The 24,808-nt window shown below is 71.1% G+C and carries 25 protein-coding genes; 8 read left to right on the forward strand and 17 right to left on the reverse strand.

All coding sequences use genetic code 11. The features are described from left to right. Positions 1-48 precede the first annotated feature (48 nt). Both ABD120_RS31270 and ABD120_RS31275 read left to right on the forward strand, forming a co-directional pair. The gene (locus ABD120_RS31270) at positions 49-648 is read left to right on the forward strand and encodes a bifunctional 4-hydroxy-2-oxoglutarate aldolase/2-dehydro-3-deoxy-phosphogluconate aldolase (RefSeq protein ID WP_343953791.1); all 600 of its coding nucleotides are present in this window, start codon (positions 49-51) and stop codon (positions 646-648) included. Beyond that, positions 645-1,370 (forward strand): SDR family oxidoreductase, encoded by a 726-nt coding sequence (locus tag ABD120_RS31275; RefSeq protein ID WP_343953792.1) that lies wholly within the window; start codon positions 645-647, stop codon positions 1,368-1,370. Before ABD120_RS31270 ends, ABD120_RS31275 begins: the two co-directional genes overlap by 4 nt. Here the strand turns inward: ABD120_RS31275 and ABD120_RS31280 are convergent. Next, on the reverse strand, positions 1,367-1,867 hold the full coding sequence (locus ABD120_RS31280; RefSeq protein ID WP_343953793.1) for a DinB family protein: 501 nt from the start codon (positions 1,865-1,867) through the stop codon (positions 1,367-1,369). The genes ABD120_RS31275 and ABD120_RS31280 overlap by 4 nt on opposite strands. A gap of 134 nt (positions 1,868-2,001) precedes the next feature. Between ABD120_RS31280 and ABD120_RS31285 the strand changes: the two genes are divergently transcribed. Beyond that, on the forward strand, positions 2,002-3,516 hold the full coding sequence (locus ABD120_RS31285; RefSeq protein WP_343953795.1) for a M28 family metallopeptidase: 1,515 nt from the start codon (positions 2,002-2,004) through the stop codon (positions 3,514-3,516). A 58-nt stretch (positions 3,517-3,574) separates the two neighbouring features. On the opposite strand, the gene ABD120_RS31290 is transcribed toward ABD120_RS31285, so the two are convergent. Both ABD120_RS31290 and ABD120_RS31295 read right to left on the reverse strand, forming a co-directional pair. Continuing rightward, on the reverse strand, positions 3,575-4,384 hold the full coding sequence (locus ABD120_RS31290; protein ID WP_343953797.1) for an endonuclease/exonuclease/phosphatase family protein: 810 nt from the start codon (positions 4,382-4,384) through the stop codon (positions 3,575-3,577). A 101-nt stretch (positions 4,385-4,485) separates the two neighbouring features. Beyond that, entirely contained in the window at positions 4,486-4,908 is a 423-nt protein-coding gene (locus tag ABD120_RS31295; RefSeq protein ID WP_343953798.1) for a hypothetical protein, read from the reverse strand. Positions 4,909-5,023: 115 nt separating this feature from the next. On the opposite strand from ABD120_RS31295, the gene ABD120_RS31300 reads away from it, so the two are divergent. Further along, positions 5,024-5,602 (forward strand): nucleotidyltransferase domain-containing protein, encoded by a 579-nt coding sequence (locus ABD120_RS31300; RefSeq protein WP_343953799.1) that lies wholly within the window; start codon positions 5,024-5,026, stop codon positions 5,600-5,602. An 84-nt stretch (positions 5,603-5,686) separates the two neighbouring features. After that, on the forward strand, positions 5,687-6,772 hold the full coding sequence (locus ABD120_RS31305; protein ID WP_343953800.1) for a hypothetical protein: 1,086 nt from the start codon (positions 5,687-5,689) through the stop codon (positions 6,770-6,772). A 63-nt stretch (positions 6,773-6,835) separates the two neighbouring features. Here the strand turns inward: ABD120_RS31305 and ABD120_RS31310 are convergent, their stop codons facing one another. The 3 genes from ABD120_RS31310 to ABD120_RS31320 form a co-directional block, all read right to left on the reverse strand. Further along, the gene (locus tag ABD120_RS31310) at positions 6,836-7,408 is read right to left on the reverse strand and encodes a guanylate kinase (protein WP_343953801.1); all 573 of its coding nucleotides are present in this window, start codon (positions 7,406-7,408) and stop codon (positions 6,836-6,838) included. A gap of 253 nt (positions 7,409-7,661) precedes the next feature. Then, positions 7,662-7,949 carry a nucleoside triphosphate pyrophosphohydrolase gene (locus ABD120_RS31315; protein ID WP_343953802.1) on the reverse strand — a complete coding sequence of 96 codons (288 nt, stop codon included), beginning with the start codon at positions 7,947-7,949 and terminating at the stop codon, positions 7,662-7,664. 245 nt (positions 7,950-8,194) lie between these two features. Then, on the reverse strand, positions 8,195-8,341 hold the full coding sequence (locus tag ABD120_RS31320) for a hypothetical protein (protein ID WP_343953803.1): 147 nt from the start codon (positions 8,339-8,341) through the stop codon (positions 8,195-8,197). A gap of 444 nt (positions 8,342-8,785) precedes the next feature. On the opposite strand from ABD120_RS31320, the gene ABD120_RS31325 reads away from it, so the two are divergent. After that, positions 8,786-9,127, forward strand: coding sequence for a hypothetical protein (locus tag ABD120_RS31325; protein ID WP_343953804.1), 342 nt, complete (start codon positions 8,786-8,788; stop codon positions 9,125-9,127). A gap of 761 nt (positions 9,128-9,888) precedes the next feature. Here the strand turns inward: ABD120_RS31325 and ABD120_RS31330 are convergent. Then, positions 9,889-10,605: a GntR family transcriptional regulator gene (locus ABD120_RS31330; protein WP_343953805.1), complete on the reverse strand. Its 717-nt coding sequence runs from the start codon at positions 10,603-10,605 to the stop codon at positions 9,889-9,891. Positions 10,606-11,031: 426 nt separating this feature from the next. Beyond that, complete coding sequence (locus ABD120_RS31335) at positions 11,032-11,451, reverse strand: hypothetical protein (protein ID WP_343953806.1); 420 nt, start codon at positions 11,449-11,451, stop codon at positions 11,032-11,034. A 112-nt stretch (positions 11,452-11,563) separates the two neighbouring features. On the opposite strand from ABD120_RS31335, the gene ABD120_RS31340 reads away from it, so the two are divergent. Further along, positions 11,564-12,799 (forward strand): NsdA family TPR-like regulatory protein, encoded by a 1,236-nt coding sequence (locus tag ABD120_RS31340; RefSeq protein ID WP_343953807.1) that lies wholly within the window; start codon positions 11,564-11,566, stop codon positions 12,797-12,799. On the opposite strand, the gene ABD120_RS31345 is transcribed toward ABD120_RS31340, so the two are convergent. Together ABD120_RS31345 and ABD120_RS31350 are read right to left on the reverse strand one after the other, a co-directional pair. Further along, complete coding sequence (locus ABD120_RS31345; RefSeq protein WP_343953808.1) at positions 12,765-13,328, reverse strand: NUDIX hydrolase; 564 nt, start codon at positions 13,326-13,328, stop codon at positions 12,765-12,767. The two genes, ABD120_RS31340 and ABD120_RS31345, sit on opposite strands and share 35 nt — an antisense overlap. 94 nt (positions 13,329-13,422) lie before the next feature. Next, entirely contained in the window at positions 13,423-14,163 is a 741-nt protein-coding gene (locus ABD120_RS31350; protein WP_343953809.1) for a nucleotidyltransferase family protein, read from the reverse strand. A 205-nt stretch (positions 14,164-14,368) separates the two neighbouring features. Here ABD120_RS31350 and ABD120_RS31355 point away from each other — a divergent pair, with 205 nt between their 5' ends. Then, complete coding sequence (locus tag ABD120_RS31355) at positions 14,369-16,135, forward strand: AfsR/SARP family transcriptional regulator (RefSeq protein ID WP_343953810.1); 1,767 nt, start codon at positions 14,369-14,371, stop codon at positions 16,133-16,135. Here the strand turns inward: ABD120_RS31355 and ABD120_RS31360 are convergent. The 7 genes from ABD120_RS31360 to ABD120_RS31390 all read right to left on the reverse strand — a co-directional run bounded on the left by ABD120_RS31360 (position 16,112) and on the right by ABD120_RS31390 (position 24,804). After that, positions 16,112-16,684, reverse strand: coding sequence for a GAF domain-containing protein (locus tag ABD120_RS31360; RefSeq protein WP_343953811.1), 573 nt, complete (start codon positions 16,682-16,684; stop codon positions 16,112-16,114). The two genes, ABD120_RS31355 and ABD120_RS31360, sit on opposite strands and share 24 nt — an antisense overlap. Further along, positions 16,681-17,493, reverse strand: coding sequence for a S8 family peptidase (locus ABD120_RS31365; RefSeq protein ID WP_343953812.1), 813 nt, complete (start codon positions 17,491-17,493; stop codon positions 16,681-16,683). Before ABD120_RS31365 ends, ABD120_RS31360 begins: the two co-directional genes overlap by 4 nt. Next, complete coding sequence (locus tag ABD120_RS31370) at positions 17,490-20,300, reverse strand: adenylate/guanylate cyclase domain-containing protein (protein ID WP_343953813.1); 2,811 nt, start codon at positions 20,298-20,300, stop codon at positions 17,490-17,492. The genes ABD120_RS31365 and ABD120_RS31370 overlap by 4 nt, the downstream gene beginning before the upstream one ends. An 83-nt stretch (positions 20,301-20,383) precedes the next feature. Next, complete coding sequence (locus ABD120_RS31375; protein ID WP_343953815.1) at positions 20,384-20,572, reverse strand: aroma-sacti cluster domain-containing protein; 189 nt, start codon at positions 20,570-20,572, stop codon at positions 20,384-20,386. Then, positions 20,562-21,563 (reverse strand): radical SAM/SPASM domain-containing protein, encoded by a 1,002-nt coding sequence (locus tag ABD120_RS31380; RefSeq protein WP_343953816.1) that lies wholly within the window; start codon positions 21,561-21,563, stop codon positions 20,562-20,564. Before ABD120_RS31380 ends, ABD120_RS31375 begins: the two co-directional genes overlap by 11 nt. Before the next feature lie 8 nt (positions 21,564-21,571). Then, positions 21,572-22,735 carry a glycosyltransferase gene (locus tag ABD120_RS31385; RefSeq protein WP_343953817.1) on the reverse strand — a complete coding sequence of 388 codons (1,164 nt, stop codon included), beginning with the start codon at positions 22,733-22,735 and terminating at the stop codon, positions 21,572-21,574. Next, the gene (locus ABD120_RS31390) at positions 22,711-24,804 is read right to left on the reverse strand and encodes a prolyl oligopeptidase family serine peptidase (protein WP_343953818.1); all 2,094 of its coding nucleotides are present in this window, start codon (positions 24,802-24,804) and stop codon (positions 22,711-22,713) included. Before ABD120_RS31390 ends, ABD120_RS31385 begins: the two co-directional genes overlap by 25 nt. Positions 24,805-24,808 lie beyond the last annotated feature (4 nt).

Consider the following 24,808-nt stretch of genomic DNA (forward strand, 5'->3'; position numbering starts at 1 on the left):
GATTGACCAGGTTCATGGTGAATTTTGCGGCCAGGTGGGGAGTCGAACATGTATCGCTGGCACGTCATGGAGCGGATCGCCGAGCGCAGGCTCATAGCCATCGTGCGTGCTCAGAGCGCGCAGGCGGCCGTGGCGGCCGCGCTGCGCGCCGTGGACGCCGGGCTCGACGTGGTCGAGGTCTCGCTGACCACGCCGGGCGCCCTCCAGGCCGTCGAACAGGTCGTCCGGGCCAGGCCCGAGGCCGTGGTGGGGGCGGGGACCGTGCTCGACGAGGCGAGCGCCCGGCTGGCCGCGCTCGCCGGGGCCCGCTTCCTCGTCTCGCCGTCCACGCACCGGGCCGTCCTGTCCACCGGCCACCGGTACGGCCTGGCCGTCCTGCCCGGCGTCGCCACCCCCACCGAGATCGTCGCCGCGCTGGAGGCCGGGGCCGACGCCGTGAAGCTCTTCCCGGCCCGTGCGTCGAGCCCCGCCGTACTGCGGGATGTGTTGCAGGCGCTGCCGCAGGCGCCGGTCGTGCCCACGGGCGGGGTGACGGCGGACAACGCGCCGGAGTGGATCGCCGCAGGGGCCGTGGCCTGCGGCGTCGGCGGCGCCCTCGGCGCGGGCGATCCGGCGGGGCTGCTCGCCGCCGTCCGGGCGGCCCGATGAGACTCGACGGGGAGGTGCTGCTGGTCACCGGTGGGGCGCGCGGGATCGGGGCGGCGGTGGCGCAGGTCGCCGCCCGCGAGGGCGCGGCGGTGGCCGTCCTCGACGTGCTGCCCGCCGCGTACGGGCTGGCCATCGAGGCCGACATCACCTCGGCCGACGCGGTCGGTGCGGCCGTCGCCCGGGTGGAGCGTGAACTCGGCCCGGTCACCGTGCTGGTCAACAACGCGGGCAGGAACGCCTACTTCGACCCGGCCGAGATGAGCGAGGCCGACTGGGACGCGCTGTTCGCCGTGGACCTCAAGGCCGCTTGGCTGATGACCAGGGCCGTCCTGCCCGGCATGAAGGCCGGCGGGCGCGGCTCGATCGTGAACGTCGCCTCGCTGCACGCCCGGCTCACCACGGCGGGCATGTTCCCCTATGCCGCCGCCAAGTCCGGCCTGGTCGGGCTGACCCGCAGCCTCGCCCTCGACCTGGGGCCGTACGGGATCAGGGTGAACGCCGTCAGCCCGGGATGGACCGCCACCCGGCTCGTCGAGGACTACCTGGACGGTCATCCGGATCCGGGGGCGCGGGAGCGTGTCGAGGGTCTGCACCCGATGGGGCGCATCGGGACGCCGCACCAGGTCGCCGAGGTGGTCTGCTTCCTCGCCTCCGACGCGGCCGCCTTCGTCACCGGCGCCGAGTGGGCCGTGGACGGTGGGCTCGGCGCCCGGTTCGCCTAGTAGCCGGTGGTGCCGTCCACCCGCTCGCGGATGAGGTCGGCGTGGCCGCCGTGGCGGGCGTACTCCTGCATCACGTGGAAGCAGACGAGGCGCAGCGAGTGCGTCTGGCCCTTGTAGACGAAGGTGTCGTCGAGCGACGCCTTGGCGACGATCTCCTCCGAGCGCCGCATCCCCTCGACGAGCTGTTCGTACTCCTGCTGGGCGCGGGCCGGGTCCAGGTCGGCGAAGTCGGCCTCGCGTCCCGGGCCCTCGGTGTCCTCACCGGCGAAGTGCAGCCGGAACCACACGCGCTCCACCCCGGCCAGGTGCCTGATCAGGCCGAGCAGCGACAGGGCGGACGGCGGCACGGACCGCTCGGCGAGTTGCTGCCCGGTCAGGCCGGTGCACTTGCGGAGGAAGGTGGTGCGGTGCCAGGTGAGGTAGGCGGTGACCATCTCCCGCTCTGCGGCGAGCAGGTCTGGTGCCGGGCGGTCCACCTCAGGGGCTGTCCATGTCATTCGGGCATCATGCCATCACTCAGTAAAGTGTCCGGATTTTGGTGCATAGTCGCTCTGGGCTTGCGAGTGATTCGCCTGTTACGTTCCAGGAAGCGATGAATCGGGGGATCCATCAGCCTGAGGAGCCCAGCACTATGCGTGTGACACCGCGCAAGGGCCTCGCCGCGCTCGTAGCGGCGATCGCCCTACCCCTCGCCCTGACCCCGCCCGCCCATGCAGCCACCGGACTGGACGACGTCCTGTCCAAGATCTTGGTGAAGCGGGTCAAGGGCACGAACGTCAAGAAGCATCTCGACGCCTTCCAGGCGATCGCGACCGCCAACGGCGGCAACCGGGCCGCCGGGACGGCCGGGTACGACGCCTCCCGCGACTACGTGGCCAAGCAACTGCGCAAGGCCGGATACCGGGTCACCTTCCAGCCCACCGACTTCGTCGAGAAATGGGTGGAGAACAACCCGCCCGCCCTCGACCTGACCGCGCCGGGCAGCAAGACCTGGGTGCCGAACCAGGACTTCTACACCTTCCAGCCGTCCCCGGCCGGCGAGGTCACCGCGCAGGTGCAGGCCGTGGACCTGCGCCTGCCGCCCACCCCGACACCGACTTCCACCAGCGGCTGCGAGGCCGCCGACTTCGCCGGCTTCGTCGCCGGGCGCATCGCGCTCGTCCAGCGCGGCACCTGTTCCTTCGCGACCAAGGTGCGCAACGCCGGACGCGCCGGAGCCGCCGGGCTGATCATCTTCAACGAGGGGCAGCCGGGCCGTACCGAGGCCAACCCGCTCGACATCGGCGAGTGGCGCGGCGGAGCCCCGATGGTCTACGCCGACTTCGCCGTCGGCAACGAACTGGCCGCCGCGGCCGGGGCCACCGTACGGCTGAAGGTGGACAGCACGCTCACCCTCGGCAAGAGCGACAACGTGCTCGCCGAGACCCGCCACGGCGACCCGGACAAGGTCGTCATGGTCGGCTCCCACCTCGACGGCGTGCACGAGGGCGCCGGCATCAACGACAACGGCTCGGGCAGCGCCGCCATCCTGGAGACCGCGCTGCAGATCGCGAAGCTGCCGGTCAAGCACAAGGTGCGCTTCGCCTGGTGGGCCAGCGAGGAGATCGGCCTGCTCGGCTCCGACCAGTACGTCGAACGGCTCAGCGCGGCCGAGCGCGACCGCATCCGTCTCTATCTCAACTTCGACATGATCGGTTCGCCGAACTACGCCATCAAGCTGTACGACGGCGACAACTCCGACCAGACCGGCTCACCGGCCGGCCCGCCCGGATCCGACCAGATCGAGAAGCAGTTCGAACGCTTCTACGACGGCCGCAAGCTCGGCCACGTCGGCACCGACTTCGACGGACGCTCCGACTACGGACCGTTCATCGCGGCCGGGATCCCCGCCGGAGGCATCTTCACCGGGGCCGAAGGCATCAAGACCCCGGCCGAGGCCGCGCTGTTCGGCGGTACGGCGGGTGTCGCCTACGACCCCTGCTACCACGCCGCCTGCGACGACATCTCCAACGTCAACCTGACCGCGCTCGACGTGAACGCCGACGCGATCGCCGACTCGACCGCCCGCTTCGCCGTCAACCTGCGCTCGATCCCGCAGCGCACGGCCACGGCCGACACCTTCGCCGCGAAGGGCGGAACCGAGTAGCGGTGGGTACGGGCGCCCGCGCCGGAACAACGGCCATGCGGCGCGGGCGCCCGTACACCTACGTGGCCAGTTCCGCGTAGACCGCCCGGTGCTCGAATCCGGGCACATCGACGACCTCGACCTGCCTGACCTCCACCCGCGCGTCGGCGACGACGTGGTCGACGGTGACGAACGGCGGCACCCTGCGCCCGCTCGGCCAGGTGGGCACCAGCCCCTTGCCGACCCGGGCGGCCGCGTCGGCGTAGCCGCTCTTGAGCAACTGGCGGAAGGCGCGGTGGTCGAGGCTGGCGCCGAAATCGCCCGCCAGCACCCTGATCGCCTCCGGCGAGGGCGGCGGCAGCACGCCGTGCCAGCCGGACTTCGGGCCGGGCCGTACGGAGAAGACCTCGATCGGGCCGGACGGCGCCTCCAGACGTGCGCCCTGCACGCCGTCGAGCGCACGCAACCGGTACGTCGAGTAGAGGCCCGGCACGGTGTACGGCAGCTGCTGCTCGATGCCCGCCTGCCGCAGCCCCTCCGTGCCGCCAGCCGGCAGTCCGACGGCGGAGAACACGTGCGGGCGGAACCTGCGTACCAGCTCGACGACCACGCGCGGATCCTGCCGACCGGCCACGTTGAGTGTCAGCACGCGCAGCGGCTCGCCCTCGCCCGCGGACTCCGCGAACGTGCGCGGCACCACCACGCCCGCCAGTGTCACGCACGCCACCAGGGCGACCAGGGCGGCGGGGCGGTTGCGGGCGAACAGCAGGGCGGCCACGAGGGCCGCGAGCACCGAGACGTACGGCGTGAGCGCCATCAGCCGGGTGAGTAACGGCCCGGCCTCCAACCCCGTGAGGCGGACGAACGCCACCACCGCCAACAGGAACACGATCGTCCACGACAGCCAGCGCTTGCGTCGGCGACTCTTTGTAGCCGAAGTGGCACTCTGGGGGTCACCTTGGGGGGAGGTCACAAGGTAACCCTACGTGGTCACGCGGTGCGGGCAGGCCGCTGCTTCACCGGTGGTATCTCGTACGAAGCCTGCGCGGGGATGCTCACCTGCGGGGCCGGCGGTTCCGCCCTCGCGGCCAGCCGGAGCCCTGCGGCCACGGCCACGCCGAGCATCGCCACGACCTCGAACAGGCCCAGCCTGACCAGGTCGGCGCCCTCGAAGGCCAGAGTGCCGAGATGATGGACGAGGAAGCCCGTCGTGAACAGCCACGCGATCAGCGCGGCGGCGGGGGCGGCGAGGGCGCGGCGGGCGAACCAGGCGAAGCAGAACACGACCGACGCCATCGCGCCGACCCTCGCCGGAGTGTCGTCGAACGCGACCGCTGTGATGGCACTGGCGAGCACCATCGTGCAGAATCCACCTGCGAGCAGGAAAGCGAGTGGTGTCTTGCTGGTCTCCATATCTCGATTGAAACCCGACAAAGGCTTATTTGCCCCCATTAGCTACACGACCTGTACGGCAAAGCCACAAAGCCTGACACGATCCTGACACCCGCAGAACGGACCCCTTGTACCGATGACCTGGGAACATGCCCCCCTGCCGGAGATCATCGCCCTTTTCCGGCCACTGAAGGCCCTGTGGTGGCTCAGCGGCGGGTACGCCCTCGAACGCGCGGTCGGCCACGCCTACCGCGACCACGGCGACCTCGACCTGTCCGTCCGGCGAGACGACCACCTCGCCGCCCGCGCCCATCTCGCCGGCTGGGACTGCCACGTCGCCGACCCTCCCGGCGAACTGCGGCCCTGGGCCGTGGGCGAGGTGCTGCCCGCGCACGCGCACGACATCTGGGTGCGCGAGCACCCCGGCGGGCCGTGGCGCTTCCAGCTCATGCTGGACGAGATCGAGGGCGATGAGTGGGTCTATCGCCGCGACCCGGCCGTGCGCCGTCCGCTGTCGTCGCTGCTCGTGGCCGACGACGGGTTCCTGCGGCTGTCGCCGGAGGTGCAGTTGCTGTTCAAGTCCGTCGGCATCCGGCCCAAGGACGAGGTGGACTTCGAGCGGGTGGTCCCGATCCTCACCGAGGCGCAGCTCGACTGGCTGGTGTCGGCCCTGCCGTCCGGCCACGTGTGGCGGCAGAGGCTCCTATCTGAATAACTTCCAGGTCCGAAATTCGATCTATGGACCATTTGGCGGCCATGACGCAGAATCGGTCGTGACCGTTAACAAGGAGGACGCCCTATGCGGAAAGCGATGACCGTCGCCCTCGCGGCACTCACCCTCTTGACGACCCAGTTCACGCCCTCGTACGCGCTCTCGCCGCCGGCCGAGCCGTCCCCGTCCCCGCCTTCGGCTGCTGCGGCCACGCTGCCCGGGGGCAAGGACAACTTCGTGGTCTCGCAGGGCAACCTGCGCGACGGCTCCCGCGCCAACTGGGTGCGGCTGGGAACGTACGTCTTCAACGGCAACGGCACCGTGAACGCGTCCATGTACCTGTGGAAGCAGACCGAGCACAAGGCCAGAACCCAGACCAACGTCGAACCGGACACCAGTTGCGCCACGGACTCGCTCACCTCCACGGCGAACGTGCGCAGGTGCAAGGTCCTGACCGCGAACGGGTTCTCCGGCACCGCGCCGGGCGACGCCGCCGGAGGAACGTTCATCCTGGCCGGAGACACCGTCACCATCACCTGGACCACCGGGCGGACCGGGAACGAGACGTGGCAGGTCGTTCCCTCCGCCGACGGCAAGCTCGTCCGGCTCAACTTCCAGACCAGCTCGTTCGCCACCCACGGGTACGCCTACGGCAGCACGGCGACGCTCGCCACCCGCCGCGCCATGTCCACCGTGCAGCAGCACCCCGCCACCCTCAAGCAGGACCTGGCCGGGTGGAACTCCGACAAGGTGACCCAGTCGGCCGGCCAGACCTTCACCCATCAGGTTTTCAAGACCTGCGCCCAGACCACCCACTGCCTGACGTACCTGCAGAAGAACTCGACGTCGGCGTGCAAGGGGAGCAGCGGCTGCCCCAACTACGGCGGCGGGACCCCCGCCAACGTGACCTCCATCCAGTACTACCTCGCCAAGCTGTCCAGCTTCGACCGGCGTGACACGCTGTGGCACTGGTGCACCTGCCTGGCCATGGAGCGGAGCAACGAGAAGTGCTACACGGGGAACTCGCACGTCAAGCCGATGTACCAGATCATCGACGACAGCGGGAACTTCCACGGCTGGGTCGGCGTCGAGGCGTCGTACTACGCGACCGGCGGCGAGGTGAACCGGCCGCGCGACATGATCTCGGTCTTCCGGATCGCCGACTTCCGATGAACCGCTGACCCGAGGTCCGGTGACGGCGGCCCCCCGGCGGCCGTCCCGGACCTCTCGGTCGGCTCAGCCCGGCTGAGGGCTCGCGTAGAGGTCGATGATCTTCTGGGCGGCCTTGTGGATGCTGATCCGGTCGGTGTGGACGCGCAGGTGGAACAGCCGCTCCTCGTCGTGGGAGTCGAGGTCGGCCCGTGTCTGGTCCCAGGCGGCCAGGCAGGAGGAGACGTCGGCGTCGGAACGTTCCAGAGCGCGTTCCTCGGCCACGTCCCGCGACACCCACAGCAGTACGCGCAGCCAGGTGTCGCCGACGTACTCCATGAGCTGGCGCAGTTCGGCGATGGAGTGCAGGTGGACGATCGGGATGCAGCGCATGGACTGCAGCGTCTCGATGGTCTGCTGGTCGATGGCGTAGGCGGCGTCGCCCCGCTGGGAGTCGACGGCCAGCCTGCCCGCGGCGCGGAGTTCGTCGCGCCGTTCTCGGGAGATGAGCTCGTATCCGTTGGTGCGCTCGGCGCTGACCTTCAGCTCGGGGAGCAGGACGAACCGGGGGTAGAGGTAGTGGAGGGTTTCGGTGACGGCGTCCTTGCCGCTGCTGGGGGGACCGTACAGGGCGATGCCTGGCCGGTTGGTGGTGCTCATTGGATCACTTCGCTCTCACGATGGGGGGCGTGTGCTGGGCGCACATGTGAAAACGTGGCAGGGGAAGAGCTCAGCCCCTCGGTGTCGCCGGTTGAGCCCGGTGACTTTGATACCACGACCTCGCGCACGTGGTGATGCTAATGGCGGGTAACGGCTTCTACCGGCGACGTAAAGTGCATTATTGCGGATATAGGTGAAGGATTAAGTCTCCTGTCGGGTTTGTCGGCGCCTTGGGAGGTTTCGCCAATTTCCGTCAGGCAAGATAGAGGCGGTCGAGAAAACCGCCGCGCTCGTCGCGCTTGGCCTGCGCCGTACGCTCGATGGCCGCCCAGTCGTAGCCGTGGTCGGCGGCCAGGGCCCGCAGCACCTCGTACACGTCGGCGATCTCTCCCGCCACCTCGCCGATCGGCGCCTCGCGGAGTTCGCCCGCCTCCTCGAAGAGCTTGGCCGTGAGTGCTTCGCGGTATTCAGTAGCCCCGAGTATGGTGATGACGGGGTTTCCGCCGTTCTGTCGAATGATGTCCGGAATCTTGTCCCGCACCAGCTTCCCCACTCCGCCCTCCGGTTTCCGCTCACGCCATGCTGAATCACCAATGTGGCGATCAGAATGGGTTTGGTCGTTGTGTCGAACTCTGGCCTCAGCATGCCAGCGTCAGGTTCATCGTCGCGTCAAATTGCGACAGTCCGGCACCGACGAGCCGTCCCGTGTGGAACTAGTAGCTCTACCAAGCTGTCAGTGACCTCGGAGGTGACCGTGAACGACCTTCCGCCGTCGGCCTTCATCCGTCAGGCGCCGTCGCCGCCCCGGTCCCGGTGGACGGGGGTGTGGCTGGCGCTCGCGTTCGCCGGGACGCTGGGGTTCGGCTGCGGGGCGGGCTTCTCCCTCGCCCAGCCGTCGCCCCCCGCCCCTCCCGGCCCCAAGTCGCCGCTCACGCCCCCTACGGCGCCTTCGGCCGTCCCCGGCCCCATCAGCGGTCCCGAGTCGCCCATCACCCCGCACGGCCCGGCGGCGCAGGGCGCAGCGCCACACGGTTCGACGTCCCAAGGCCCGGCACCACGTGGTTCGGCGGCCCAGGGACCGGCGCCGCAGGCTCCGGCCGCGCGCCGGGCCGTGCGCAAGCCTGCGAAGGCTCGTCCGGGGAAGGCGGACTCCCGCCTCAGGACGGTCCTCCGGCCCACGCCCGCCCGCACCCGCCGTACCCCGCTGAAGGAGCTCCGCGCCCACCCCCTCCGCAAGATGCGCTTCTTGCCCCGCGGCCTGTGCGATGCGGTCCAAGGACGCGATGCATGGTGGTGCGAGCGTGTCGTGGGCCGCCGATAGGCTCAATCTCGGTAACTGGCGGTAATGGGATGGTCATCTGGCGTACCTTGCTCCCTGTGAGGACATCCGCCCGTGAGAGCGCGAAGACGGCGCCCGCCAGCGAAGAGCCGCCTGTGTCCGGGCAGCCCTTCTCCGCGACCGGAAACCCGGAGCGCGCGTTCGTCCGTGATGCCCTCCTCCGGATCATGATGCTGGGCATCTCCCGGGGCAGAGCGCTCGCCACGTCCGAGGTCTCACCGGCGGCCGTACTCGTGGTGCTGCAGGAGCGCGGCTTCACCGTCACGGAGGCCACCAAGGACCGCATCGTTGAACAGACCGACCCCAAACGCCTGGAGCGGATCCTCCGCCAGGCCGTCACCATCACCTCCATCCAGGAGCTGTTCCACCAGGTGTACTGACCGTGGCCGGGTGCGCATCGACCGAGAGCGCCCCCACCCCGGTTGACTCGACGAGAGGTCGTCGGCTCCGAGGCACGGCACGGGCATGGTGGTCGCGATGCCCGAGGTCTCACCTGCGGCGGTGATCGTGATGCCCGATCGCGGGCCTCCGGCCGAACTCCAACGCCATGAAACGTTGGGGTTCGGACTTGGGGTTCGCTCCGGTCAGCGGAGGGCATGTAGCGATTTGTTGCTCTCTTGCCGAGTGTGGGCTGACCTGACCGACGGGCGGCCGTTGTGGACTTGTTGTGTCATCGAACGGCACCGGCTTTCCGGTGGACGGTACGCGCTCGCCATTCGCAGCATGGCTGTGGCGAAGTCTGGGCCCTCGCGCTTGGGTAGGCCGTCGCTGTTGCGCAGGAGGAACGTTACGCCGAGGGCTGGAGGCGGCACGCGGTGCGGCTGGGGATAGCAAGCGACTCGGGCCTCCTGTCTGGCGGTCAGGTGAATGGCGTGGCGGCGGGCGACCATACGGCCTCCTCATGGGAGGCTTCGGACAGCCGGAACCGCCGGGCGAGATGGTGGGACCTGTGATCCGGGCGATGTGTGCTTGGACGAACCAATGGAAGTTCCTGCCCGGCTGGGTCTCCGGGCAGGGGAGGGTATTCGGGGACGACAGTGCCGGAGTAACGAGGACAACCCCTTGTCGGGTCGTCCACTTGTCCGCATAAGTTGAGCATAGAGCCGAGCGCAAATCGTTCACGCTTACCCGGGAGCAAGACTTAGCTGACCGGGTAAACGTCCTCAAGCTCGTGGAGCCTGCCGGGGAGTGCGAGGTTCATGACCATCAGCGCCACGCCTGAAGGGTCGTGAACAGTGGCGAGAACTGCTAGGACAGGGTCCTGCGTCCTCAACGCCTCAACCTCTTCTTCCGTGGGCGCGCGCGACGTCACGCGCTCGATGACATGATCGAACCTCAGGTGCTTGACCGACTGAAGGTGATGGCGCAGCCCTCGGCGCAGGGGGCGTGGGTCTTCCAGGTCTGTTCCCAGCGCAAGTTCCAGAGAGAACCAGAACGTCTCCACCGCCGACACCAGATCGCCCTGCCGCGCTATCCGACGGCGGAAGACGACAAGAGTTCGTTCCTCGACCCCCAGCAACCGCGCCACATGGCGAGGCGCGAGGGTACGACCCGCATCCAGCACATCGCCGGCATCTTCGGGTTGCTCGGTCGACGCGACACCCGGCCTGACACGGTCAGGCGTGGTCTCCGGCCGCCCTTTCACGAAGGATCCACGCCCATGCTCGCGCTCGATCCACCCTTGCATGGCAAGTGTCTGAAGCGCCCTGACCACGGTGGTACGCCCCACACCGAGTTCGCGGACAAGCTGGGACTCGGACGGCAGCATCTCTCCAGGCGCGTACTCCCCCTGCTCGATGCGCTCTTGGATGGTCGTCATCACCTGGGCGTACTTGGGTGGAGCGAACTGCATGCTCATTTCAACCGCCCGTTCGATCTTCCACTTGTCTGCATAAGCACGCTAGCGATTGAGTGTGTCACTGTCAGCACCGCCGTCTCCTGGAGTCGGCCACGAAAGCGAGCCAGACCGACTCGGCTTGTTCTCGGATGATCCACGCGGTCTCCGCCATGATGGGCGTCGGGCCACGTCTGTCGTGCTTCCGAACGAAGTAGAGCCCTCCGGCCGAACAGAACTCGTACACCACCGGTTGGCACTCGCAGGTGTTCTGCTGAACGCGGATCCGACGTACCCGATAAACGATGGGATACCAGCGAACCTGCGGTGCTTGGATGATATGTACGCCGTAGAAGCCCTCATCCATCGGGTGTTCTCGTTCCGGCCAGCCAGGGCGCCAGGCAGGAATGATCTCTCCTGTCGCGCCAGAAGTGTTCGGGACGCGGCCGCTCATCCGATCACCCGCTCGAATCTCACCGAACCCGCCGAGTCCAGGAAGACGCGGAATACCTCCCGACTGGAATACGGGTCGGCACATCTTCCAAGATCATAGATTTTGTGGAGGATTCGCCCCTCGACCGTGCTGACGGAAGAAGCACATCGCATCACCGCCCGCACCTCGTCCATCGCCGTCGACTGGAACGCGGAGGACCCTCGGGCGACCGGCTTCTCTCCTGAGTCGGAGTGAAGCAGCACCTCCCATTCGAACTGCTCCGCAGGAGCATCGTCCGCTCCCGGGCCGTCGCAGTGCAGGCAGGCTTTGCGGGCGGATTCTCCCGCCCCGAGCGCCGCGGCGGAGACCCGCCCCAAGCGGGTAACGATCTTCCAGCCGCGCCCATCGCACTCTGTGCACCTGATCGGCGTCGTCATGCTGCAAGCATGGGTCGGCTGGAGATTCCCGCCTATCCCACGGATATATTCAACGGGCGGATATAGGATCGATGCTGCTAGTACCACCCGGATCTGGCTACCGGAGGTATGTATGCGCGATAGTACTGTCAATTCAATCAAGATTCCCGCAGCTGTCTGGAATCATGAAGAAAGCCGACAAATTCTTAAATCGCGCAATATTTCTGCCTTGTTCAAGCTCGCAGCCAAGCACGCCGGAGCGAGCCAGGTCCGTATCGGAGTGGCAACCGGCCTCAGCCAACCCCGTGTCAGCGCCATCATGCGCGGTGAGGCCGGGCCCATCACCGATCTGAACCTGTTCGAGCGCATCGCGTCGGGCCTCGGCCTACCGGATCACGCTCGGATGCTACTCGGCCTCGCCCCGCTCGACACCGCGTCACCCACCGGCGACCTCGACGATGCACACGTTGAGCAGCGCGCTGAGCTGGTGTCACACCTGGACGCGGCCGCTGCCATCGACTCAACGCTGATCATGATCCTCGGTACCGAAACGAACAGTCTCCGTCTTCTGGACCGGCGCTTGGGCGGCGCCGCCATCGCAGACAAGATGCGGGCCCAGATCTCCCAGATCGAGCGTGCCCATACCCACGTCGTACGGCCCAACCTACGAGCACCCCTTGCCCACCTGCTGGCCGAAGCCGCGTCACTGGCCGGTTGGCAGGCCATCAACACCCTTGCCCTCAATGACGCCTGGAACCACTACGAGAAGGCCAAGGCCGCCGCGGCCGAAGCCGATGACCCATCCGTCCTCGCCTACGTCTCCGGCGAACAGGCATACGTTCTCGTGGAACTCGGCCGCCCGGCGGAAGCCACCGAACTGCTCCGGCACCTCCGAGCCACCTTCGACAGCCGGGTACCCGCCCGGCTCCGAACCTGGCTCGCGGCCGCAGAAGCCGAGGCGGCCGCCGTTCTGGGCGACGAACTGACGTGCCGACGAGCCCTGGACGCCGCTGTCCGGTCTCTCCCGGACGGGGATGTCGACCAGGATATGGGCTACCTGTCGATCAACGCCCACCACCTCGCCCGGTGGCGGGGCAACTGCCTTGTGCGCTTCGGCGACCCCACGGTGGCCGAGGATCTACGCTCGGCCATCGCCGGTATGGACGGCACCTACAACCGCGCCGAATCCGTGGCTCGCTGCGACCTCGGACACGCCCTCCTCGCCGCCGGTGATCCCGCAGCCGCTCAGCCTCACATCTACCGGGCCCGGCAACTCGCCACCATGACCGGCACCCGCAGGCAACGTCGTCGTATCGACGAACTCGCGCTCGCGGTCAACCGCGCTCTCGGGTTGCCAAGCGCTCCTTAGCCTGCAGCAGCCCGATCAGAGTTCCCGACGTCCAGATGTCACCACGAGCGATCATGTCGGGGATCTCCGACATCGGCACCCACTCGATCTTGTCGGCCTCGACCTCGCCTTCGGGCTTCCCCGCAGCTTCGACGCCTCGTGCCAGGAATAGGACGTGCTCCGCGTCGACCATGCCGGCCATCGGCTGATAGGAGACGAGTCTCTCCAGGTTCAGCGGACGAAACCCCGTTTCCTCCTCCACCTCGCGGGCGGCCGTCACCATGGGGTCCTCACCGGCCTCGACCAAGCCGCCGGGCAGCTCCCAGCCCCACCGGTCGAACACGAACCGATGGCGCCACATCAGCAGGACCCGGTCGCGGTCATCGACCACGACGGCGATGGCGGCGCGGTCCAGGTGCACCACGTGATGCTCGAACCGCTCTCCGCCCGGGATCTCCACGTCGGCCAGGCCGACGCGGATCCACCGGTTGTCGTAGATCAGTCGCTCGCCATGGACGGTCCAGCGCGTCAGCTCAGCGTCGTCAGCCACACCTGCGAAGCTACCGGCGCGCAGCCGCTTCGTACATGAGCCGCTGCTGATCGTTGCCGGATCGGGCCCGCAGGGCGGTAAGTGGAGATGTCTGCTACGCGACGGCTTCGAACAGTCTCTCCGCCTCGCGGATCGACTGCACGAGGGCGCCGGGGTCCGGGCGCAGGCCGGCTGTGATCAGGTCGAGGCCGCGTAGTCCCGTTCGCTGCAGGAGGCGTTTCTCGTTGGTGACCCACTCGCCGCGCGCCGCCAGCCGCGCGTGCGCCGTGTTCATGGCGGCGGTCGCCAGCGCTCCCGCGACCTCGGTGACCGCGCCGTGCCGGGCGTAGGCGGCCTCGGCGTACCTGAGCGTCGCCGTCGCGCGGGCGCGCCACATCGGCGGGGCCGCCTCGCGTAGCGCCTGCGGGTAGCCGGGACGGGGCAGGGTGCCGTGGAGCACCCGGTTGACGGCGAGTTCGGCGACCACCAGGTAGCTGGGGATACCCGCGAGGTGGAACATCAGCGGCTCCCAGCGGAAGCGGCCGAGCTGGGCCTCGGCGAGTTCGTGCTCGACGGCGTCGAGGTCGCGGTAGTGGACGTCGACGCGGTGGCCGTCGATCGTGAACCACGCGCCGCCGTTGAACACGCCGCCGCCCCAGCCGCCGACCTCGGAGACCTCGCCCTGCCAGCCGACGGCACGCAGGTCGGCCGGGTCGAAGCCGCCTCGGTAGTAGACGGCCAGGTCCCAGTCGCTGTCGGGGGCGTGGGTGCCTTGGGCGCGGGAGCCGCCGAGAGCGACGGCGCGCACGCCAGGCAGCGCCGCGAGCCGGTCGACGACGCGGTGGAGGAAGGTCATGGGGGTCCGAATGGAAGTGATCTTACCGCCTGTTGGGGTCGCGGCGGATGTGACGCGGTGTCGCCGACCTGTACGGCCGCGTGGCGGTCGTGATGAATGTCATGACGAACAGGTGTCAGATGCTCCTACCGGCGCCGACAGCGGATATGGCAACTCTGGAAGTAAGGAACGGCATCGTGTGATTTCACCCCTCAGGGAGGCCGTTGTGAACGTGGAGTTCGCCATCCTCGGGCCCTTTGAGGCACGCCGGGACACGGCCCGGCTCGACCTCGGCCCGTTCAAGCGCCGCCTGCTCCTGGCCTCACTGCTCGTCCGGATCAACAACGTGGTCTCGGTCTCCTCGCTCATCGAGGCGGCGTGGGCGGACGCGCCGCCGCGCACCGCGCAGAAGAACCTCCAGGTGTACGTCGCCGCCCTGCGCAAGGAACTGGGCCTGCGGGAGGACCTGCACCACGTCCCTCCGGGCTACCGGCTGCGCCTGGCGGCCCCGCAGCTGGACATGGTCAGCTTCACCGACCTGGTCAAGTCCGGCAGGCGCGCCCTGCGGGCCGGAGACATGCGTACGGCCCGGCGCCTGCTGGGCGACGCGCTGAACCTGTGGCGCGGCGACCCGCTGCCCGACCTGACGCACGTCCCGCTCATCGCCGCCGAGGTGGCCAGGCTGAGGGACCTGCGGCTGACGGCCTTCGAGGACTGGGCGGAGGCGGAGCTGGACCTCGGCCAGCACGCCCGGGTCGTGGACGCCCTGACGGAGTGGGCGAGGGAGCACCCGTTCAGGGAGCGCCTGCGCCGCTGCCAGATGCTGGCGCTGTACCGCTGCGGCAGGCAGACGGAGGCGTTCGCCGAGTTCGAGGGCCTGCGCCAGGCGCTCACCAGGGAACTGGGCCTGCGCCCGAGCCCCGTACTCGAACGCCTCTACCAGGCGATCCTGCGCGGCGACGAGGAACTGGACGCGCCGCGCCCCGAGTACGACACGGTCGCCCACCTGAGCATGCTGCCGAGGGACCTCGCCGTGTTCACCGGACGCGAGCGGCAGGTCGGCGAGATCCTCGACGTCTTCGAGGACGGTAAACAGAACGCCGTCCTGTACGGCCCGGCGGGCGGCGGCAAGACGGCGCTGGCCGTCCATGTGGCGCACCGGCTGGGCGCGGGCTTCCGTGACGGCCGTCTCCTGGTGGACCTCAGGGACGCCTCCGGCGCCGAGCGGAGCACCTCGGACGTCGTCGCGGAGATCCTCCGCCTGACCGGCTACGGCGCCGACCTGCCGGACTCGCCGGAGGAGCGGGTGGCGACCTACCGGGCGTGGCTGGCCGAGCGCCGGGTCCTGCTCGTCCTGGACGACGCGGCCACTCCGGCGCAGGTCCGCAGCCTGATCCCGGGTACGGGCGCCAGCGGCGTCATCGTCACGAGCAGGAGACGCCTGGACGCGGTCGAGTCGGTCCACCATGTGCACGTGGGCGCGCTCGCCCGGCCGGAGGCGCTGGAACTGCTGCGCGGTCTGCTGGGCGAGCGGCGGGTGGGCGAGGACCGGGAAGCCGCCCGCCGATTACTCACGGTGACGGACTGCCTGCCGGTGACGGTCCGGCTGGCGGCCGCCCGGCTGGCCGCCCGCCCGGACCTGGGGCTGGCCGAGTTCGCCGCCCGGCTGGCCGACGACGGGCTGCTGCTGGACGAGCTGACGGTGGGCGACCGCTCGCTGCGCGCGTGCGCGGCCAGCCTCGACCGCGACCTGGACCCGCCCGCCCACCGGGCGCTGCGGCGGCTGGGCGGCCTGTCCGGCGAGCGGTTCACGCTCGGCGAGGCCGCGCCGCTGCTGGGCGCGTGCCCGGGTACGGCGCGGGCGCTGCTCGACGCGCTGGAGGAGGCGCACGTGGTCGAGGTCGAGTCGCGCGCCGACGAGGTGTACCGGATCCCGCGCTGGATCAGGCTCTCGGTCCAGGAGAGCGGGTCAGCGGCGGGGCAGCGGTCCTGAGTCCTCCTCCATCAGGTCGGTCAGCGCCGACAGCAGCCGCCGCGTCTCCTCCCGCCGCCGCGCGTTCGGGTCGTCGCGGACGGCGTGCGCGTAGTTGCGGATCACCCGCAGGGCGACGGACGCCTGGCGGGCGAACATGACGAGCAGTTCCAGCTCGGCGATGGCGGCCCGCGCCTGAGGGTGCGGGTCGAGTACTTCGAGTACGCCGAGGGCCTCGTCGTCGTGCAGCAGCGGCACCGCCATGAGCGACCTGGGCACGTACTCGGTCGCCTCGGCGATGTCCTTGGCGAAGATGTCGCTGCCGGTCAGGTCGTCGACGATCATGGCCTGCCGCGAGGAGAGCACCCAGCCCGCGATCCCCTGCGTCGAGGGGAACCCGCGTCCCACGAGCTGCCCCTGCCCCTGGCCGGAGACCGCGCGGAAGACCAGTTCGTCGCGCTCGGTGTCGTACAGGAAGATCGAGCTGGCCTCGGCACAGTAGATCGCGAGCGCTACGTCGACGATCGACTGCAGCAGAGCGTCGTGGTCGGCCTCGAACTCCGAGTTCATGGCTCTCGCCTCACATTTCTCGCGTACATGTACAGAGCGTTCTTCACCTGGAAGGTGGTGAGGCGCGGACACCCGCTCAGCACGAGTGCGCACAGCCCGGTGACATGCGGGGTTGCGAAACTGTTCCCGGTGCAGCGCCTGCGCCCGCCCCCCGGCCAGGCCACCTCCACGTCGGAGCCGTGGGCGAAGAACTCGACGGGCGGACGGGGGTTGTAGATGAGCAGCGCGGGGTCCTCCTCGGCGTGGCTGCCCACCGAGATCACCGACGAGAACCGCCACGGATAGCTCTCGACGGGCAGGTTGTGCGCCGACGCCACGATCACCGACCGCCGGAAGAAGGCGTCGTCGCTGACCGCCCGCAGTTCGTCGGCGAGCTGTTTGCGGGTGGTGGACAGGCTCAGGTTGATGACGTCGAAGCCCTGCTCGACGGCCCAGCGCAGACCCTCGACGAACACGTTGCCGCGCCCGGCGAAGCCGGGCCCGAGCACCCGGACGCTGTACAGCTCGCACTCGGGTGCGATCTTCCTGATGATCCCGGCGCAGGCGGTGCCGTGCCCGCAGACGTCCTTGGCCTGCGTCTCGCGCACGATCGGCTCGCCGTTCTCGATCTCCACGGCGTACGAGCCCTGGATCGGCCCGACGGAGGGGTGGCCGGGCTCGATGCCGCTGTCGAGCACGCACACGCGCACCCCTCGGCCGGTGGCCCCGGCCAGGTCCGGGGCGTGCGACCACCAGGTGGTGGTGACGCCGAGGTCGTCGGGCCGGTCCTTGAGCCGCCAGGTCAGCGCCAGGTCGAGTGCCGCCATCATCGCTCCTTGCCCGCGCGCAGGGCACCGGCGGCGGCCAGGTCCTCGCGCGCTCCGACGGCGTCGCCGTGCACGGCCCTGACGTGTGCCCGGTCGGCCAGGACGCGGGCCTGCATGAGCGGCGAGTCGGTGGTGGCCGCGAGCGTCCACGCCTCCTCCGCCAGCGGGAGTTCGCCGAGGACGCGGGCAGTCAGGCTCATGAACTCCGCCCGCATCATCGGCTGGGCGCCGTCGGGGTCGGCCATGCCCTCCCTCGCCAGCGCGTACGCCTGGGCGCCCTGTCCCTGCTCGTACAGCACCCGGGCCAGATCCCGCACGGCGGTGACCCGCAGCTGGGCGTCGGCGAGCGCGGTCGCGGCGTCGCGGGCGCGGCGCAGCAGCAGTTCGGCGTCGGCGGCCCGCCCGGCCAGGTGCGCGACCGTCGCGGAGAACATCGGGATGAACGCGGTCGCGTAGGCGTGGCCCAGCTCGGACAGGATCGCCTCGGCGCGGGTCAGCGCCGCCTCCGCCCGGCCGAAGTCGCCGTTCAGCGCGTGCAGCACCGCCAGCGGACACCCCACCACAGCCTGTACGGTCCGCCGCCCCCGCCCGTGGGCGCGCAGCAGTTCCTCGCACCGCGAGACCCCGACGGAGGCGGGTTCGGGCCCCAGCCACAGCGAGACGGCGAGCGCGCCCAGCGCCATGGCCCGCTCCATCTCCGCGTCGGCCAGGATCGCGTGGCCGAGCCCGCGCTCCAGAGCGGTCCTGGCCTGCGCGAACCGGCCGTCGGCCTGCGCCTGCTGGCCGATCCTGACCATGGCACGGGCCAGTCCGAGGTCGTCGCCCGCCGCCTCGAACACCTCGGCCGCCTCCAGCGCGCGGACGCCGGGCAGACCGCCGTCGAGGTAGCTCAGGTACAGGCGGGCGTGGCAGGCCATCCGCTCGTCGCCGAGTTCGAGCGCCCGGCGCAGCAGCGGCACCCCGCCGGCCGCGTCGCCGACGGCGACCCTGGCCTCGCCCAGCCGTTCGACGACCAGCGGGTTGCCGTCGCCGGTGAGGGCGTGGGCGTCCTCCAGCAGGTGCACCGCCCGCGACAGGTCGCCGTGGCGCAGCGCCTGCTCCCCGCCCTTGGCCAGCCGGTCGGCGGCCGTGTCGCGCAGCGGTACGGTCTCCGCGTCCGGCCGGGCGAGTTCGCACCGCAGCCGGTAGGCGAGCGCCAGGTGGGTACCGACGGTCCCCGGCTGGTCGCCGGCGGCGTCGAGGTGGGCGGCCAGCCGTTCGTGCAGGTCGGCGCGGGTGCTCTTGGCGGTCTCCGCGTAGACCACCTGCTGGATGAGGGTGCTGGCGAAGCGGTGGCGGGCGCCGGAGGGCTCGACGAGCTGCTTGCCGGTCAGCCTGGCGAGCGGTTCGCCGACGTCGCCGTCGCACAGCGCCTCCAGTTCGGCCCGGCCGAACTCGCGCCCGATGACGCTGGCGCAGGCGAGGACGTGCCGTTCGCCCGGCCGCAGCGCGTCGACGCGCGCCGACAGCAGGGCGCGCAGCGCGGGCGGCACCTGCTCCGGGTCCATGCCGTCGCCGATGAGCGCGACGAGTTGTTCGAGGTAGAACGGGTTGCCCTCGCAGCGCCGTACCACCTGTTCGAGCACGTCGGCCTGGTGGGCGGTGGTGTCGAGCAGCGTCGAGGACAGGCGGCGGCAGTCGTCGGCGAGCAGCGGGCGCAGCTCCAGGGACGGCGGGGCGGGGGCGCCGTCCGGGCGGGCGGTGCACACGAGCAGCACCGGTACCGCGCTCAGCCGGTCCTCCAGGGTGGCGAGCAGGTCGAGCAGTTCGGGGCTGGCCCAGTGCAGGTCGTCGATGGCGAGCACGACGGGCGCGCCCGCGGCCTCCAGGCAGGTGGCCACCGCCCACACGGTCTCGTCGGGGGCGGCGCCGAGCGTGCCGTTGGCGAACAGGCACCGCAGCACGTCGGTCGCGGGCCCCTGCTGCTCGCCGAGGGCGCCGCGCAGCGCGTCGGCCAGCGCCCGCAACCCGCCCCCCTCCCCGTACGGCGCGCACCGCCCGGTGCCGAACAGCGCGCCGCGCCGGGTGGCGGACTCGGCCCAGAAACGCACCAGCCGGGTCTTGCCGAGACCGGCCTCGCCGACCAGCGTGAGCCGTTTGCAGGTGTGCAGCTCGACCACGGCGGCGAAGACGGTGTCCAGTTCGGTCAGCGCCCGGTCCCGGTTGACGAAGGGCGCGTCGAACCTGCGGTTGATCGCCGGGTCGTCCTCGCGGACGCCGAGCAGCCGCCACGCGCGCACCTGCTCGGCCTTGCCGCGCACCGACACCGCGCCGAGCGGCGCCGTCGTCAGGAGCCGGCCGGTGAGCGCGTGGGCGCCCTCGCCGATGAGGATGCCCCCGGGGGGTGCCTGCGTCTGCAGCCGGGCGGCCACGTTCACGACCTCGCCGGTCACGAGCGCCTGCCCGGCCGAGGCGTCGTCGGCGGTGGCGACCTCGCCCGCCTCGATGCCCATGCGGACGTTCAGCCGGACGTCCACCCGCCCGGCCAGCTCGTCGTTGAGCCGGTCCAGGGCGCCGCGCATCGCGAGCGCCGCCCGCGCGGCGCGCAGCGCGTCGTCCTCGTGCGCGGTCGGCAGCCCGAAGACGCCCATCACGGCGTCGCCGATGAACTTCTCCACCACGCCGCCATGGCTTTCGAGACAGTCGCGCATGGCGGCGTAGTAGCCGAGCATGATGGTGCGCAGCGACTCCGGGTCGAGCCGCTCGCTGAGCGCGGTCGACTCGGTGAGGTCGCAGAACACCACCGCGACCTGCTTGCGGGCGCCGCTCACGCCTCGTTTCTCCAGGCGGCTCCCGCAGGACGGGCAGAAGCGGGCCCCGTCCGGCGCGGTGGCCGCGCATCCCGGGCAGCGCATCAGAACAGCAGCCCGCCGATGATGTGCGCCTCCACCTCGGGGTCCGATTCGAGAAGCTGCTTCTGGATCGAGATGAGCATCGCCACCTCCTCCTGGCTCAGCCCCGCGACGATCGCGCGCTGTTCGTCGCTGATGACCTCCAGGTCCAGCCCTGCTTCGGCCAGTTCGCGCAATGCGTCAAACGGCATGGGTCTCCCTTCCGAGCATGACGAGCTCTGCGAAGCGGGCTTCGCCGTACCGGCGGATGAAGCCCTCCGGTCCCGCGCCCACCTGGGCGCGGACGACCTGTTGTTCCAGAAAGGCGGCGGCGGGGCGGGGGCGCTCGGCGGTCGTGCCGAGCGTGCGGCAGGTGCCGCAGTAGCCGCCGTCCGAGCGGCCCGCCGCCCACTGGGGTCCGCCTGTGCGGATGGCCTGGAGCACGGGGGAGGTCAGGCACCGCGTGCGGACGCTCCGCCAGTCGTCGGTCGCGACGTGGCCGAGCCGCAGGTGGCCGGGGACCGGGCGATGGTCGATGACGTCCTGGTTGCAGCAGGCGGTGACGGTCCCGTCGGGTGACACGGCGGGCCAGGCGGCCATCGTGCACGGCCGGTGCCCGTCGGCGGGGGCCCGCTCTTCGGCGGGTGCCCACGCCTGCGCGCGCCCGGCCGCGCGCACGCGGCCGACCAGCATCGGGACCCGGTCGGCGAACTCCCGCCTGACCGTGTCGATCGTCCGCGCGAGGTACGGGTCGTCCGGCCCCGCGCCGGTCACGTGGAAGCTGACCGCCGTCCCGCGTCCGGCGAGCGCGTGCACGAGCCGGAACACCTTCGCCTGCGGGACCTCCCGCTGGTGGTGGACGTCCAGGCTGACCGACACGTGGGCGACCCCGGCCAGCGCGGCGGGGACCCTCGGCGCGAAGAATCCGCCGGTCAGGACCATCGTCGGGGCGGTGGCCGCGATGTCGGCGACCAGCCGGGGGCGCAGCATGGGCTCGCCGCCGGTCAACATGATCACTTCGGGGCGGTCCTCGCGCTCGATCGTGCGGGCGAAGCGGGCGAACCACTCCGCCGGGTGCTCCTCGCTGGTGAGCAGCGAGTTCGTCGAGCAGTGGGCGCAGGTCAGCGGGCAGCGGCGGGTGAGCGCCATCAGCAGTCCCGCCGCCGGGACCGGTCGCAGCGCGAGGATGTCGGCCAGGTGCACGTCCCCTCCTACCGCCGGTCCGCGGGCACGGGCGAGGAGCACTGGGCGAGCACGATCCGCGCGGCCTGCGCGGCGCCGCCCGACGCCCGCAGCCGGGCGCCGAGCCTGCGCGCCCGGTGGGCGAGCAACTGGTCGGCGTGCGCGAGGGCGAGCGACCGCCCGGCCTGCTCAGGGCGGTCCGGCAGCGGTACGGCGACCCCGGCCCGGCGGCACGCCGCCGCGAGCACCGGCTGTTCCGACCCGTTCGGCGCCACCACCAGCGGCACGCCGTGCCGCAGCGCGGCGAGCACCGGGGCGGAGGTGGCGTTGGTGAGCACCAGACTCGCCGTCGCGACCAGCGGATCCATCCACGGCTCCCGCACCACGAGCACGTCGGCGCCGGGCGCCGGGTCGGCGCCGCCGGAGCGCCCCACCTCCACCACGGCTTGGAGCGGGCCGTCCGTGAAGGCCGCGTTGAGCCTCGGCCACAGGCTGTTGCCGCCGAACCTCCGCCCGAGATGCACGTAGACGACAGGCTTGCCGACCTCCCGCGTCCGCCGCCCGACCTGCGCGACGGCGCCGGAAGCGGGCGGTGGCTCCCACGCGCACGGCCCCACGTGCACGACCTCGCCGGGCAGCTCCGCACCGCGCGGTTCCAGGTCCGGATGCCCCCTGAGCAGGAAGGCCGCACCCAGCAGCGGCCGCTCGGGATACCGGTCGCGGCGTGGCGCCAGCCCCGCCCTGGAGCGGATCTCGTCGTAGAAGCCGCGCACCTCGCGCAGCCGCCACTCCCGCTCCTCACGCTCGCCCCCACCGCCCCGGTACGGCCACAGCCAGGCCGCCAGCCCCAGCACCACGGCGGGCAGGTCCAGCCGCTCGGCCGCCAGCAGCGCCCCGTGGCACAGGACCGAGGTCACCAGCACGTCCGCGCCGATGTCGCGGGCCGCGCCCATGACGGCCGCGTGCTGGGCGGCGCCCTCGTTCACCCAGTGCCAGGAGCCGACGGACAGGACGCCCGCCGGGCCGTACCCCTCGACGTTGAGCGCGAGCAGGCCCGCACGCGCCACCGCGCCCACCGCCGAGGGGCCGCACAGCACGGCGACCAGGTGGCCGCGCGCCCGCAGCTCCCGCCCGATCGCCAGAGTCGAGTACAGGTAGCCCGGATTGCTCAGCGGGCACAGGAGCACGCGCATCGATCCCCCTCCGGGCACAGGCCGAGCCACCGGCCGCAGAACGCGAGGACGTCGGCCCGCAGGCCGGCCAGCCGGGAGGCGGCCCGGCCGCCGTGCCCGACATGGCGCTCGACCCGCAGCACCACGGGTCCGCCCGCCGAGGCGTGCTGCAGCGCCGCCGTGAACTTGCGGGCGTGCGCCGGGTCGACGCGGGTATCGCCGTCGAAGGCCCCCATCAGGACCGGCGGGAAGGCGAGCCCTTCACGGACGTGGTGGTACGGCGAGTAGGCCAGCAGCGCCGCGAAGTCGTCCGGGTCGGCCACCGTGCCGAACTCCGGGCGCCAGCTCGGCCCCATGCCGCCGAGCTCGTAGCGGACCATGTCGGTGAGCGGCGCCAGGCACACGGCCGCCGCGTACTTGCCCGGCTGCTGCGTCACCGCCGCCGCGACCAGGAGCCCGCCGTTGGAGTTGCCGACGACGCCGAGCCGGTCGTGCGCGGTCCAGCCCTGCCCGACCAGGAGGTCGGTGACCGCGTCGAAGTCGTCGAAGACCCGCTGCTTGCCGTGTCCGGTCCCGGCGCGGTGCCAGGCCGCGCCCTCCTCTCCGCCGCCGCGCAGGCAGGAGATCGCGTAGACGCCGCCCGCCCTGACCCAGGCGAGCACGTCCGGGTTGTAGGCCGGGCTCATGGGCGCGCCGAACCCGCCGTAACCGGTGAGGATCGTCGGCCGTGGCCGGTCCGGCCGCCCGGCCGGCGAGACGACGAAGACGCGGACCGGGGTGCCGTCCGCCGAGGTGGCCCGCTCCACGGTGACGCGGACCCCGTCCTCCGGGGCCGGGCTCGCCGACCAGGTACGCAGCCGCTCCTCCAAGGCGTCGTAGTGCAGGACCGCCTTCGGCGTGGCGTGGTCGGTGTAGGTGAACCAGACCTCGTGGCCGGGCGCGGGCGCCCTCTGTATCGCGCCGATGCTGCCGTTGCCCGGCAGCTTCAGCCGTCCCAGCTCGCGGCCGTCGCGCAGGTCGTGGACCGTGATCTCGGCGACCGCGTGCCGCGACCACGCCACCAGCGCGACCGGGTGCGGCAGCCGCTCGCCGGTCAGCGGCACGAAGTCGGTCAGCACCGCGTCCGCACGCTCCGGGATCAGCGTCCGCCGTTCCCGCAGGTCGCCGGGACTGGTCACGACGATCCGGCCACGCGGCGCGGACACGGTCGTCCGCAGCCACATCGGGCCGCCGCCAGGGGTGTCCGGCGCGATCCTGGTGTGGGTGCGCCCGGCCGCGCCCACCTGGACGGGCCGCAGCTCCGGGCGGGCCGGGTCGCCCCGCCCGAGGTCGGCCAGCCACAGGTCGTTGTGCGGCGAGGTGCCCGCCGCCGCCGAGACCGTGAGCCAGCGGCCGTCCGGGGTGACGGCCACCGTGTAGAACTGCGCGGCGGGCCTGCCCTCGCCGAACACCATCACGTCCTGCTCCGGATCGGTGCCGAGCCGGTGCAGGTAGACCCGCCGGTGGTACAGGTCCGCGCCGGGACGCCGCCGCACGTAGTAGAAGGCGCCGCCGCCGGGCAGCCAGGCGACGGGGGTACGGCGCACCCGGTCGATCGGGCCGTCCACGAGCGCGCCCGTGGCCACCTCCCGCACGGCCAGCACGCAGTCCTCCGTGCCCCGCGCCGAGAGCTGGTAGGAGATCAGCTCACCCTCCGCCGACGGGCTCCACGCCTCCAGTACGGTGTCGCCCGACGGGTCGACGGCGAGGGGATCGATCAGGACCCGGTCGGTGCCGTGATCCCTGACATGGTCTCTGACGTACAGGACGGCGTGCTCGGAGCCGCGCGTCACCCGGGTGAAGAAGGCGCGCTCGCCGCGCACCGACGGCACCGAGGTGGTCTCGGCGGGCGCGAGCCCGGCCAGCAGGTCCGCCCACCGCTCGCGGTGCGGCCACCGCTCCCGGTGCGCCAGGTACAGCTCGTCCTGCCCGGACTGCCAGTCGCGGGTGCGGGGGTCGTCGGCCGCTTCGAGCCATCGGTAGGGGTCCGGTACGGGGGTCCCGTGCAACACGTCGCGCCGGTCGGACCTGGGGGCGTCTGGATACCGCACGCCA

It is taken from the genome of Nonomuraea longicatena (genome assembly GCF_039525605.1).
Taxonomy (GTDB): Bacteria; Actinomycetota; Actinomycetes; order Streptosporangiales; family Streptosporangiaceae; genus Nonomuraea; species Nonomuraea longicatena.